Origin of the sequence: Paenibacillus sp. FSL P4-0176 (assembly GCF_037975265.1) — a bacterium.
Taxonomy (GTDB): domain Bacteria; phylum Bacillota; class Bacilli; order Paenibacillales; family Paenibacillaceae; genus Paenibacillus; species Paenibacillus amylolyticus.
This window is the reverse complement of sequence record NZ_CP150242.1, coordinates 4,359,523-4,372,602: the sequence shown is the minus strand read 5'-3', so window position 1 is coordinate 4,372,602 and position 13,080 is coordinate 4,359,523. Positions and strand designations below refer to the sequence as shown.

The 13,080-nt window shown below is 43.1% G+C and carries 12 protein-coding genes; 11 read left to right on the top strand and 1 reads right to left on the bottom strand.

The window, feature by feature from the left end:
* Positions 1-7 precede the first annotated feature (7 nt).
* The 10 genes from MKY95_RS20050 (at position 8) to MKY95_RS20005 (ending at position 11,032) form a co-directional block, all read left to right on the top strand.
* Entirely contained in the window at positions 8-490 is a 483-nt protein-coding gene (locus tag MKY95_RS20050; RefSeq protein ID WP_051449881.1) for a putative immunity protein, read from the top strand.
* Complete coding sequence (locus MKY95_RS20045; protein ID WP_339194142.1) at positions 456-995, top strand: GNAT family N-acetyltransferase; 540 nt, start codon at positions 456-458, stop codon at positions 993-995. The genes MKY95_RS20050 and MKY95_RS20045 overlap by 35 nt, the downstream gene beginning before the upstream one ends.
* Positions 996-1,066: 71 nt before the next feature.
* Complete coding sequence (locus MKY95_RS20040) at positions 1,067-2,224, top strand: acyltransferase (protein WP_339194141.1); 1,158 nt, start codon at positions 1,067-1,069, stop codon at positions 2,222-2,224.
* Between the two features lie 165 nt (positions 2,225-2,389).
* Complete coding sequence (locus MKY95_RS20035; RefSeq protein ID WP_339194139.1) at positions 2,390-2,950, top strand: shikimate kinase; 561 nt, start codon at positions 2,390-2,392, stop codon at positions 2,948-2,950.
* Positions 2,951-3,007: 57 nt separating this feature from the next.
* Entirely contained in the window at positions 3,008-3,313 is a 306-nt protein-coding gene (locus MKY95_RS20030) for a hypothetical protein (protein ID WP_339194137.1), read from the top strand.
* A gap of 224 nt (positions 3,314-3,537) precedes the next feature.
* Positions 3,538-4,377 (top strand): PRD domain-containing protein, encoded by an 840-nt coding sequence (locus tag MKY95_RS20025; RefSeq protein WP_036613486.1) that lies wholly within the window; start codon positions 3,538-3,540, stop codon positions 4,375-4,377.
* A gap of 167 nt (positions 4,378-4,544) precedes the next feature.
* Positions 4,545-6,482, top strand: a complete 1,938-nt coding sequence (locus MKY95_RS20020; protein WP_339194135.1) for a beta-glucoside-specific PTS transporter subunit IIABC — start codon at positions 4,545-4,547, stop codon at positions 6,480-6,482.
* 446 nt (positions 6,483-6,928) lie between these two features.
* Positions 6,929-8,842 carry a beta-glucoside-specific PTS transporter subunit IIABC gene (locus MKY95_RS20015; RefSeq protein WP_076317571.1) on the top strand — a complete coding sequence of 638 codons (1,914 nt, stop codon included), beginning with the start codon at positions 6,929-6,931 and terminating at the stop codon, positions 8,840-8,842.
* Between the two features lie 34 nt (positions 8,843-8,876).
* The gene (locus MKY95_RS20010; RefSeq protein ID WP_339194133.1) at positions 8,877-10,319 is read left to right on the top strand and encodes a 6-phospho-beta-glucosidase; all 1,443 of its coding nucleotides are present in this window, start codon (positions 8,877-8,879) and stop codon (positions 10,317-10,319) included.
* 314 nt (positions 10,320-10,633) lie between these two features.
* Positions 10,634-11,032, top strand: coding sequence for a RidA family protein (locus MKY95_RS20005; protein WP_339177236.1), 399 nt, complete (start codon positions 10,634-10,636; stop codon positions 11,030-11,032).
* A 123-nt stretch (positions 11,033-11,155) separates the two neighbouring features.
* Here the strand turns inward: MKY95_RS20005 and MKY95_RS20000 are convergent, their stop codons facing one another.
* Positions 11,156-12,316 carry a S8 family peptidase gene (locus MKY95_RS20000; protein ID WP_339194132.1) on the bottom strand — a complete coding sequence of 387 codons (1,161 nt, stop codon included), beginning with the start codon at positions 12,314-12,316 and terminating at the stop codon, positions 11,156-11,158.
* A 211-nt stretch (positions 12,317-12,527) separates the two neighbouring features.
* On the opposite strand from MKY95_RS20000, the gene MKY95_RS19995 reads away from it, so the two are divergent.
* The gene (locus MKY95_RS19995; RefSeq protein ID WP_339194131.1) at positions 12,528-13,058 is read left to right on the top strand and encodes a GNAT family N-acetyltransferase; all 531 of its coding nucleotides are present in this window, start codon (positions 12,528-12,530) and stop codon (positions 13,056-13,058) included.
* The last annotated feature ends 22 nt before the right edge of the window (positions 13,059-13,080 follow it).

Below are 13,080 nucleotides of genomic sequence, written 5' to 3'. Positions count from 1 at the left end.
CATGATTATGGCAAAACCTGCATTCAAAGATGCACCTTTACGTAGTGAAATAGAGGATTTGGCTAAGCAACAGGATCACCATACATTGGCCTGTTGGGCTGCGGAGTGTGCGGCACGTGTCTTGTATATATTTGAGAAGAAGACGGAGGATCTACGCGCACGTGATGCCATTGATGCAGGAAGAGGTTGGATCCGTGGAGAGATTACCATGGTTGATGCTCGAAAGGCGGCTTTTGCAGCTCATGCTGCTGCACGGGAAGCCGATCATGTCGCTGCCTCTGCTGCATCTCGTGCGGCGGGACACGCAGCTGCAACGGCCCATGTGAAAGGCCATGCGGTTCATGCCGCAACGTATGCAGTGAAAGCTATCTTTTATGACTGTTTGATGGAAGAGCAAGAACGTCGTGTCCTGGAAGAGAGAACGTGGCAGTATCAATATCTGTTGGGAGGATGTAATGATCATGGGGAAAGAACACGTGAGATTAATTAAACCATCACTATCGTACAAGGAAGCATATTTGGCATTTTATGAAGACTGGGTCAGAAGTGGAGAATTGATGGTACCTTGGGTCATTTCCAAGGATCCTTATGCGTTCGATGAGATGTTGGCGTTTTTGCAGCGTAATGAACAAGGGATTGACATCCCGGAGGGCTGGGTCAAAGACAGTACATACTGGCTGGTCACGGAGAGTCAACAAATCGTGGGTGCTGTGAATATAAGGCATGAGCTTAACGATAAATTGTTCAACAGTGGAGGGCATATTGGATATGGTATTCGTCCAGGAGAGCGGCAAAGTGGCTATGGTTCCGAAATTCTCAGGCTTTCTTTGGAGAAAACGAGAGAGCTTGGAATCACCAAAGTATTGATCGTATGTGATGCGATTAATGAGCCTTCCAGAAGGGTTATCCTTCGTAATGGTGGCATCAAGGATGTAGACTATGTAGAATCCAATGGCAACGTTGTTGAACGATTCTGGATAGAAAATGTCGAATAATGCAGAATAATGATGTAATTTAACGAAAATAATATGGATTATGATTGTATTACCCTCGCGTGCTGATTAAAATGAAGCATAGAATCTGGATTGCGGCCGGAAACTATCATCCCATATCAGGCACAAGTGAGGTTATCTTTATGAATCAACCGGTTAATCGGCCCCGGCGAATTGAGTATCTGGATCTCTATCGTGCTTTTGCCATCATGGCAGTGGTAGCTATTCATGCAACTTCAACAGCAGTTGCGCATTACCCCAAGCATACATTAGATCATGATGTGTATTACTTCTGGAACACGTTTTTGCAATTTGCCGTTCCAGCGTTTCTGTTCCTGTCATCCCTGGTCTTGTTCTACAACTACAGCTCCAAGGTGAATGAGAAGGGTTGGATGCTCGCTTTTTATAAAAAGCGTTTATTTAATGTATTTGTACCTTATTTGGTGTGGTCCCTTATCTACTTTGCCATTAAACAGCTGCTTGCAGGCAAAGAACCTTTGACCCATGGTGTTCAATTTGCCAAACAATTAGTGATGGGAACCGCTCATACGCACTTGTACTTTTTTCTGATTATTCTTCAATTCTATATCGTTTTTCCATGGCTTCTGTCCCTTACACGCCACCGTTTGTTTAATCGTTATTTGCCATTATTCTTTATTGCGGGCCAAGCGATCTTCTATGCACTACATTTGCAGTTTCACTTCGAACGGACAGGAAGTTTGTTACCCAGTTATCTGATCGTGATTGGATTTGGCGCATGGGTTGGGTTGAACTTTGAGTGGGCATTGAACAAACTGTATACTCACCGTTATGTGCTCATAGCTGCGTTGATAGGTGGAGGTGCCATTTTTATATATGGTAATGCTTATATCAAAACCACTTTTGCTGCATACCCGGTTATTACCTATACCGTGCTGTTCCTGTTCCGTAATCTGTTTACCTTGTCAGCCTGCTTGCTCCTGTTGATCTTTAGTGAACGAATCGGCACAGGAAAACATACCGAGGTTCGTAAAGCTACTCGTATTCTGGACTCCTTGGGTACAGTTGCGTTCGGTGTATTTTTAATGCATCCACTCGTATTGCTCTTCTGGAGACGTGAATTCACAGATGACCTGGCTCGCCACTTCAGCGTGGGCATCATACTTTCTTATATTGTGGCGCTCCTGATCTCATGGATCTGTGCGATGGGATTGCGCCGGATGAAGTGGGGATGGGTACTGATCGGACGGTAAGTATAAATAAACATATGTAATTTAAGATAAGAGATTTCAAGCCCTCACGCGTTGAGGGAATCACTTGAAACCTCTTTTTTATTTGCCCTAATGAAGGTATTATAGAGTTTAATGTCCATAAAATTGAATTAATGGAATGAACACCACCTTGTCAGGAGTGATCAAATGAAATTGGTGATTATTTTTGGTCCGCAGGCTGTGTGCAAAATGACGGTTGGGCAAGAACTGGAGAAGATAACAAAGCTTAAATTGTTTCATAACCATATGACCATTGAATTGGTGTCTCCTTATTTCAGCTATGGTACACCACAAGGCAAAAGACTGGTGAGTCTGTTCCGGCAGGAGATTTTTGAAGAAGTGGCAAAGAGTGATTTGCCGGGTCTGATTTTTACATTTGTGTGGGCTTTGGACGCGGAGTCAGATGGTGAATACATCCGTAAGATCAGTGAGTTGTTTACATCTAATGGAGGACAGGTCTGTTATGTGGAACTGGAGGCTGATGCATCAGAAAGACTAGAGCGCAATAAAAGTCCGCATCGTCTGTTACATAAACCAACCAAGCGTGACATTGCGTGGTCTGAGCGAGATTTGCTAGATACGATGAAGCATTATCGATTGAATTCGGAACCGGGAGAAATCACACATGAACACTACATACGGATTGAGAACACACACAAGAGCCCGGATGAAGTGGCAAAGTTAATTCAGAAACGATTTAATTTGTAATCTGAGAAACGTCTAACTTAGCAAAGTAGATACTTTATATGAGAGGGGCACTACATCATGTACTTTATTATATTTTTGCTCATAGGACTTGTTCTATGTTATCTGATCCCATTCGGTCCGATTTTGGCTGGGGGCATTGTTTTCGCACTTGTGATAGATCATTACCGTCAGACGATGCATATGCGTGAAGATGTCCGGGATATCAAAAATCATCTGGGGTTAATGAACAAAGGTGAGGCGAAAGAGTACGAGATGGATAAGCAATTTAAAGATGTCGATCGTTTGAGTTCAGAAGAAATGAACATGATTAATCGAAGAATCGAAGCAGAGCTGGAGAAAGAAAGCAAAAACAATAAACCGTGAATTTCTGTAAAATAATTCTTGATTTGCTCACTCCTGTGAGTATATTTACCTAGATCAGGAGTCATGCTAATTCGATATTAACTTTTTGTTGCACTGTGTAGAAATATGTAATATTATGAGGGAAGCGCGTACAACATATCGGGTTGTAACTGTTGAATCAGGCAAAGCCGTATACCTTGAGAAAAGGGATTGGTTTGTCTTTTTCTGTATATTGGAGTGATAAAGTGAAAATCGAGAAGGTGCTGAACAATAATGCTGTAGTTGCAATGAATGACGAACAGGAAGTTATTATCATTGGCCGTGGGATTGCTTATCAGAAGCGGGCGGGTGATATGGTTTCCGAGCAGCATATCGACAAGATATTTACTTTACAGAATGAAGATATTCAGGAAAACTTCAAGGCATTAATCTCAAGCATTCCTCTGGAATACATGAAAGTATCCGAGGAAATCATCGCTTACGCCAAATTAAAACTTGGCAAGAAATTAAATGAGAGCATTTACTTACATCTCACAGACCATATTCACTTTGCCATTGAGCGGTATCGCAAGAATCTGCCCATACGCAACGGTTTAATCTGGGAGACAAAGCAGTTATACAAAGAGGAATATGAAGTCGGAATGGAAGCGCTCAATATGATCTGTGATCAGTTTGGTGTGATCTTGCCCGAGGACGAAGCCGGTTTTATGGCGCTTCACTTTGTCAATGCAGCTTTGAACGAGGAAATGCCCAACATCAAGAGTATGACGCAGGTCATGCAGGAAATCTTGACAATCATCAAGTATCATTTCAAGATTGATTTTGATGAGAACTCACTGACATTTTATCGCTTTGTGACGCATTTGAAGTTTTTCGCCCAACGTTTGGTGAAGGGAAAACATTACAAGAGCAACAACGATGATGAACTGTTCCTGATGATTCAGAAAAAGTATCCAGCAGCGCACAAGTGCTCGGAGAAAATCAAGAAATTCATTGAAAGCAACTACACGTATCAACTAACTGACGAAGAATTGATGTACTTAACGATTCATATTGAGAGAGTTGTGAATGCAACTTCTGAATAATCCCATAGATCAGCTTGCAGGGTTGCAACCACTAGGGCAAAACCTGAACGCTTGAATGACAGAACATACCGTTAACCGGATGTTCCATACATTCAGATGTTCAGGTTTTTTTATTCTCTCCAATATGCTCCGAATCCGTGTCTAGCCAGAAAGGAAGAAAAGACTTCATGAAACACGAGCAATTAGCCAAGGACATTCTGTCTGGCGTTGGTGGAAAACAGAACATTAACAGCGTGGTGCACTGCGCGACCAGACTTCGTTTCAAATTAAAAAATGACAATAATGCCAAAACAGACGAACTCAAAAATCTGCCTGGAGTCATAACAGTAATGCAAAGTGGGGGGCAATACCAGGTCGTTGTGGGTAACGAAGTGTCTGATGTCTATAAAGCCTTGTTACAGGTGGGTAATATGAATGCGGATGAACCAGTCTCAAATGATGATTCAGAATCTTCCGGTAAAAAAGAGAGTCTTCTGGGTCAGTTTATCGACTTGATCTCAGGTGTATTTACACCAATTCTCGGATTACTAGCTGCAACAGGGATGATCAAAGGTTTCCTGTCCATGTTTACTTCTCTCGAATGGCTGGACCCGGCTTCAGGAACATATCAATTGTTGAATGCTGCAGGAGACTGTCTGTTCTACTTCTTCCCAATCTTCCTGGGTTACACAGCTATGAAAAAATTCGGTGGATCCCCATTCCTCGGGATGGCCATCGGAGCATCACTAGTATATCCGACCTTATCCGGTCTTAGTGGTGGGGAACCGCTCTATACGCTGTTTGCAGGCACATTGTTCGAATCACCGATTCATATCACGTTCCTGGGTATTCCCGTTATCTTGATGAGTTATTCCTCATCCGTCATTCCGATTATTATTGCTGCTTATTTTGGAGCAAAGGTTGAAGCGTTCTTCAAAAAGATCATTCCATCTGTTGTGAGAACGTTCCTCACGCCATTCTTTACAATTCTGATTGTTGTCCCTGTAACATTCCTCTTGATTGGTCCAATCGCGACATGGGCAAGTCAACTGATTGGTGCCGGGGTATCGGGCATCTATGACTTGAGTCCGTTGGTAACCGGTGTTGTTGTTGGTGGATTGTGGCAAGTATTGGTGATCTTCGGGTTACACTGGGGTATCGTACCAATCATGTTGCTCAATCTGTCTACACTGAAAGCAGATCCGATTCTGGCCATGATGTTTGCTGCTTCCTTTGCTCAGATTGGTGCCGTTCTTGGCGTTATGCTTAAAACGAAAAATACCAAACTCAAATCACTGGGTGTTCCTGCCTTTGTGTCCGGGATTTTTGGTGTAACTGAGCCTGCTATTTATGGCCTTACTTTGCCATTGAAAAAACCATTTATTATGAGTTGTATTGCTTCTGCAACCGCTGGTGGTATTATTGGATTTGCAGGTTCCAAAATGTTTGTATTTGCTTCAGGAATCTTTGGTGTTCCAGCGCTGATTAGTCCCACAGAGGGGATCAACTATGAATTCTGGATGGCCATGATTGCCACTATCATTGCTTTTGTACTAGGTTTTGTTCTCGTTTATTTTGTAGGATTCAAAGATCCTGCTAATCCAGAGGCTGCCAAACAGGCTCCAGAGCCAGTAAAAGAAGAGAAGGCTGCACTTGAGCCTAATCCAAACAATCGCTACGAAATTGCCAGCCCGATGACGGGTGAGGTGGTTCCTTTGCAAGAAATTAATGATGCTACATTTGCTGGTGAACATATGGGTAAAGGGATTGCTATTCGCCCAACCAGTGGGAGAGTTGTATCCCCGATTAATGGTGTGGTACAGACGATTTACCGTACCAAACATGCAATTGGACTTGTAGATGATCAAGGTGTAGAGATTCTGATCCATATCGGTCAGGATACAGTACAGCTCAAAGGTCAACATTTCACTGCACATGTGAAAGATGGGGATCGTGTGAGTGTTGGCGATCTGATCGTTGAATTCGATCTGCAGGCCATTATTGAGGCGGGATATGAGACCGTAACACCGATTATTGTAACTAATACGGCTGATTATTTGGACGTGGTTGCTACAACAAGTCGTGAAGTGCAAGAAAAGGATAAATTGGTTACGGTTATAGGTTAATTCTGCTTTAGTGCGTATTTTATTAATGTGAACGTTAAGCTATATAGAGACCACTTTGATGTTTTCGAAGTGGTCTCTTTTTTTCATTTTCGGTCACTCCAATGTATTTGTGAAATTAATAAAAATAAGTGTTGCAAACGTAGTTCAGATGTACTATGATGAGTTCAAGAAGTAAGCGCATACATTAATCGGATTGTAACTGTTCAATCAGGCAATGCCGACCACCCTCAGTTCAGAGGGTATGGAATGTAACTTACTTTCGTTATCCAAATAATTAAATACCAATGTGTACAGCCTTACAGGGTTGCAACCGTTAAGGGCAAAACCTGAATTGCTGAATAACACGACTGATTTCCGGACGATCCGGTATGTTGTGTATGTTCAGTGGTTCAGGTTTTATTTGTTTCAAAAGTCATGGGGAGTCTACTTAGAGAGGGAGAATTGCAATGAGCAACTACGATCAATTAGCTAAGGACATTCTGTCACGTGTAGGTGGTCGCGAGAACGTAAACAGTGTATTCCATTGCGTAACAAGACTGCGGTTTAAATTGAAAAATGAAAGCGTAGCCAAAACGGAAGAACTTAAAAATCTGCCAGGTGTTATTACCGTCATGCAAAGTGGTGGACAATATCAAGTTGTTATCGGCAACGAAGTGCCGGATGTATATAAAGCAGTCGTTAAAGTAGGGAATTTCCCAAGTGAAGGACAAGTGGAAGAGGAAACGGACAACTCAGGCAAAAAAGTAGGGTTGTTCAGCCGATTTATCGACATGATCTCCGGTGTGTTCACACCACTACTCGGTTTGCTGGCTGCCACAGGTATGATCAAAGGTTTTAACGAGATGTTTGTAGCCTTTGGCTGGATAACTCAGGATTCCGGAACGTATCAATTATTGAAAGCAACGGGGGACTGTCTGTTCTACTTCTTCCCGATCTTCCTGGGTTACACTGCAATCAAGAAGTTTGGCGGTTCACCGTTCCTGGGTATGGCGATAGGTGCATCTCTTGTTTATCCGACATTGGGCGGTCTTAAGGCAGGAGATCCACTGTACACCTTGTTTACAGGTACATTGTTTGAATCACCTATCCACATTACGTTCCTGGGTATGCCGGTTATCTTGATGGACTACGCTTCATCGGTTATCCCAATCATTATAGCGACATTTGTTGCTGTAAAACTAGAAAGATTCTTCAAGAACGTTATTCCGAAAGTGGTAAGCACATTCCTTGTTCCCTTTTTCACCTTGCTTGTAATTGTTCCAGCGACTTTTTTGGTCATTGGTCCAATCTCCACATGGGCAGGACAATTGATTGGCGCGGGAGCTACTAATATTTATGAATTAAGTCCTATTGTTACAGGATTGATTATCGGTGGACTATGGCAAGTGTTTGTATTATTCGGACTTCACTGGGGACTGGTTCCGGTTGCATTATTGAATCTTAGTACGTCAGGCGCTGATCCGGTTATCGCAATGTCATTTGCTGCTTCTTTTGCTCAAATCGGTGCTGTACTTGCCGTATTACTCAAAACAAAAAATACGAAAATAAAAACACTCAGTGTACCAGCATTTATCTCCGGTATATTTGGAGTAACAGAGCCTGCGATCTATGGTGTTACGCTTCCATTGAAAAAACCGTTTATTATGAGTTGTATTGCTGGGGGGATCGGAGGCGGTATTCTCGGTTATGCAGGTTCGAAGATATACATGATTGGCGGACTTGGCGTATTCGGTTATCCAACTTTTATTAATAAAGAAACAGGATTAGACTTCGCGTTCTACATGGCTATAGTTGCTTCATTGATTGCATTCGTTCTTGGTTTCGTATTGACGTATGTGGTTGGATTCAAAGATCCGGTGGAAAAAGTAGCTGCACCTGCACCAGTACTTGATCCAAATCCGAACAGCAGATACGAAATTGTCAGCCCAATGGCTGGTGAAGTTGTTGCACTGAATGAAATTAATGACGTAACGTTTGCAGGTGAGCACATGGGTAAAGGGATTGCAATTCGTCCAACCAGTGGTAGAGTGGTATCTCCAATCACAGGTGTCGTTCAAACCGTATATCGTACCAAACACGCCATTGGTCTTGTAAGCGATGATGGTGTAGAGATGCTGATCCATATTGGACAGGATACGGTCAAGCTGAAAGGTCAACATTTTACAACCCATGTGAAAGATGGAGACCGTGTTAACGCAGGTGACCTGATTGTTGAGTTTGATCTGCAAGCGATTAAGGATGCAGGATATGAGACGGTTACACCGATCATTGTCACTAATACTTCAAATTATCTGGACGTTGTAGGAACAAAAGATGCATCCGTTCATGAGAAAGATAAATTGATCACGGTATTAAGCTAATTCAAACTAAGGATGGTTAAGGAGGAACTCCTCGATGAATGAAAAGTTTACAGCCTTCCCGGAGAATTTTCTCTGGGGAGGAGCAACCGCAGCGAATCAATTGGAAGGTGCTTATCTGGAAGGTGGCAAAGGTTTAACAACGGTAGATCTGATTCCGATTGGTGCCAATCGATGGAATATTGCTCTGGGTAACCTGGATTCGTATGAACCAAAAACAGGGGAATTCTATCCTTCACATGAAGCCATTGACTTCTATCATCGATATAAGGAAGATATTGCGTTATTTGCAGAAATGGGATTTAAGTGCCTCAGGCTTTCCATTGCCTGGGCACGAATTTTCCCTAATGGCGATGAAGCGGAGCCAAACGAAGCAGGTTTGCAATTTTATGATGATGTCTTTGATGAGTTATTAAAATACAACATTGAACCTGTCGTGACGATCTGCCATTTCGATGTACCTGTACATCTGGTCGAGACTTACGGCGGTTGGAAGAATCGCAAGATGATTGGTTTCTTTGAGAAATATGCGACGACGCTATTCAATCGATACAAGAATAAAGTGAAATACTGGATGACGTTTAATGAGATCAATATGTTGCTGCATCTCCCGTACATTGGAGCGGGTATTGTTCTGCAGGATGGTGAAAACAAAGATCAGGTTCTGTATCAGGCAGCACATCATGAATTGGTAGCCAGTGCACTTGCTGTTAAGGCTTGTCATGAGATCATTCCGGGTGCACAGATTGGTTGTATGTTAGCCGCTGGAATGGTGTATCCATACAGCTCTAACCCGGATGACGTGTGGAAGGCTATGGAGAAAGACCGCGAATCATTCTTCTTCATCGATGTGCAGTCGAAGGGAGCATATCCGGGTTATACAAAAAGATTTTTCAGAGAAAATGACATTTGGATTGACATGCAACCGGAAGACGTAGATATCTTGATGCAGAATACAGTCGACTATATCGGTTTTAGCTATTACGCAAGTCGGTGCACCAGTACGGACCCTGAGATTTTGAAAGATTCGACAGAAGGCAATGTATTTGGTTCGGTGAAGAACCCTTATCTGCAAGCTTCCGAGTGGGGGTGGACCATTGATCCTAAGGGGCTTCGAATTACGCTTAATCAACTGCATGACCGCTATGGCAAACCTTTGTTTATCGTAGAAAATGGACTTGGAGCAACCGATGTGTTGTTAGACAATGACTCCGTTGAAGATGACTATCGCATCGAATATTTGAATAGTCATTTTGCCGAAATGGCTGAAGCGATTCAAGACGGTGTAGAGCTCATAGGTTACACAAGCTGGGGACCGATTGACCTGGTCAGTGCGGGTACCGGAGAGATGAAGAAACGTTATGGCTATATCTATGTAGACCGAAATAATGATGGTACGGGCACACTTCGCAGAGTGAAAAAGAAGAGTTTTCACTGGTACAAAGATGTCATTGCGAGTAATGGCGCACAATATTTCTGATACAAGGTGTCCGACACTATAGAATAAACAAAGAGCAGTCTCGTTATTACGGGATTGCTCTTTGTTTATGAGGGGATGAATTTGACCCATGATGTGGCTTTCAGATATAATAGAAAAATTAAGAGAATCTTGTCACTTAAGAAGGGAGGAGCATCCACTCATGAAGAAAAAATCACTTGCGTTTATATCTTCGGGATATGGATACTCCACTGCTGTCTTTTTCTAGAATCTATTTCAAGGGTGAAGTCTGCCCAAAATCGGAAGAAAACTAGAAAATATCGCAGAAAAATCTTAAGAATGACGAGGTAATCCAAATGAATATTGACAAAATTACTAGAAAAAATCCAGCAAATATGCCAGCTCCTGTAGGTCAGTACACGCATATTACAAGAATCCCGAGGAATGCAGAGTTATTTGTGACTTCGGGTCAAATTGGAGCAGATCATAATGGACTCTTTCCAGAGAGTCTGAATGAGCAAGTCACTAATACATTTAATAATATTAAAACAGTGCTCGAATCTGAGCGCTTAGATGCTGAACATATTATCAAAGTGAACGTATGGGCAACCGAGGAAATCGATTGGGATTTCTTATATGCCGAGTGGGGACAATTATTTAGTACGGATTATCCTGCAATGACGATTGGATATATTACGGCGTTAGGTCTACCAGAGATTAAAATTGAAATAGAGCTTTGGGCAGCAAAAGTGTAACATCGAATACTTTTTAACTAAACGAAGGAGCATCTTACTTACAGATGCCCCTTCGTTTTTTATTTGTGAAAAATGGAAAGGATATGCCCTGTGTGCAATCATGAGCGATAGTAGGTGGGTGTATTATGGCACCTGCAAGCTCTGATAAGCATTCAGTCGACCATATGTCCAGTAGATCCCGGAGCCTGATACCGGATCAGAAGCGAAACACAGCGCATCCCGAATTTGAGCATTTGTTTTCCCTTGTGCAGCGAGAAGTGCAGCCACTCCAGCCACATGAGGGGCAGCCATGGATGTCCCGCTAAGGTAGGCATAGGAACCACCCAGGTATGTGGATAGAATGGTATCACCCGGTGCAGCCATATCCACCCAGGAACCATAGTTGGAGAAATTGGATTTGAGATCGGAAGGGTTGGTTGAAGCGACAGCAATCACATTGGGATACGATGCGGGTACGATTGGGAATGAAGTGTTATCGTTACCGGCTGCGGCAATAATCACAGCTCCTCGATCCCAAGCATACTGTACGGCAGCTTGAAGGAAAGCATTTCCCATCGGCCCACCAAGGCTCAGGTTAACAACCTGTACACCGTTGTTGGCAGCAAAGACAAGCCCATTACCGACATTACCTATCGTTCCTTGCCCGTTGTTATCCAGTACCCGGAGCGGAACGATGGATGCGAGTGGTGCAGCGCCTGCGATGCCCACACCATTGTTGGTAACGGAGGCAGCGATCCCGGCTACATGGGTGCCGTGGCCGTTCCCGTCCTCAGGGATGTTATCATAATCAACATAATCATAACCGGGGAAGAGCTTGGAGGCCAATTCTGGATGATTCAACTGTACACCGGTATCGATAATGGCGATTTTGACAGAGCTGTTACTCTGGGTAATATCCCATGCAGCGGGTGCATTGATTTTGGACAGGTTATACTGATAAGGAAAGAAAGGGTCATTAGGAGTGAAGGAAGCCTCAACGAGGTAATTCGGCTCTGCATGTTCAATAAGCTCATGATCTTTGTAATGTTTCAGCATTCTGTGCATTTTTTTGCGGGATTCCACACGGTACCATCCTAAATCTTGATAGGTCTCAGCGACCTTACATCTCCCTTTTTTGTGAAGGGTATGCATCTCATCCTCGGTTGTACCTTCCTTGAATTTGACTAAGAGCTGCTTGGGAGCGTGAGGGTGAAACTTGCTCTCGGTAAGTTGGTTCAGATAACGATACACGAACCCAATTATTGCTAGCGAAATGAAACCAAAAACACCTAACCATAACCACATGAGCGTTTCCCCCTCCAACATGGATTGTGACACGCCTTATCGTATGCGAACTCTATTAGACTGTGTGTGTACTCTTTCAATTTGGTTAGTAGTGTAGATAGATTGATAGGAAGGGATAAATTCGGTAAGATGATATGAAGAGAGCCGCTTTAGCATGAACAAGATTTAAGGCAGGGCCAAGAAGTAGCTCCTAATACAGAGGATAAGGAATGTGGATTTGTTGACACAACTTCAGAATATACCGACAGTCACACCAGTTCAGGTACACCAGATTGAGGATGCCATTGATTTTGCCATGCGTGTACGCAAAGAAGTGTTTCCGATGATGGATCATACGAAATTGCCTGTGGACTTCGAGCAGTTCAGAGAACATTATCTGGACTCCGATGGTTCGATCTTTCTTGTTGCAATGATGGAGAATGCGGGCATCGTCGGTTCTATTGGGATTTTACCATATGATGGACGTATCGAAGCTGTGGAAGGTCGATATGCAGCTCAATCGGCTGCCGAAATAGTAAAATGTTATGTAGATCCCGCGTATCGTAGGTTTGGCATTGGCTCGATGTTGATGAACGAACTGGAGAGCGTGGTAAAGGATATGCACTATACGACGCTGTATTTGCATACACATCGCTTCTTGGCAGGAGCCGTAGATTTCTGGAAACGCCAAGGGTTTACGGTTATTGCTGAGCAGGATGATGACTGGCAAACCGTACATATGGACAAGTTGGCATGTAAGTAACCATTGTAACAGAACCGAAATT

Coding starts and splice junctions, on each gene's coding strand:
- MKY95_RS20050 (WP_051449881.1), top strand. CDS start 8: ATGGCAAAACCTGCATTCAAAGATGCACCTTTACGTAGTGAAATAGAG.
- MKY95_RS20045 (WP_339194142.1), top strand. CDS start 456: ATGATCATGGGGAAAGAACACGTGAGATTAATTAAACCATCACTATCG.
- MKY95_RS20030 (WP_339194137.1), top strand. CDS start 3,008: ATGTACTTTATTATATTTTTGCTCATAGGACTTGTTCTATGTTATCTG.
- MKY95_RS20020 (WP_339194135.1), top strand. CDS start 4,545: ATGAAACACGAGCAATTAGCCAAGGACATTCTGTCTGGCGTTGGTGGA.
- MKY95_RS20015 (WP_076317571.1), top strand. CDS start 6,929: ATGAGCAACTACGATCAATTAGCTAAGGACATTCTGTCACGTGTAGGT.
- MKY95_RS20000 (WP_339194132.1), bottom strand. CDS start 12,316: ATGTGGTTATGGTTAGGTGTTTTTGGTTTCATTTCGCTAGCAATAATT.
- MKY95_RS20010 (WP_339194133.1), top strand. CDS start 8,877: ATGAATGAAAAGTTTACAGCCTTCCCGGAGAATTTTCTCTGGGGAGGA.
- MKY95_RS20035 (WP_339194139.1), top strand. CDS start 2,390: ATGAAATTGGTGATTATTTTTGGTCCGCAGGCTGTGTGCAAAATGACG.
- MKY95_RS20005 (WP_339177236.1), top strand. CDS start 10,634: ATGAATATTGACAAAATTACTAGAAAAAATCCAGCAAATATGCCAGCT.
- MKY95_RS20040 (WP_339194141.1), top strand. CDS start 1,067: ATGAAGCATAGAATCTGGATTGCGGCCGGAAACTATCATCCCATATCA.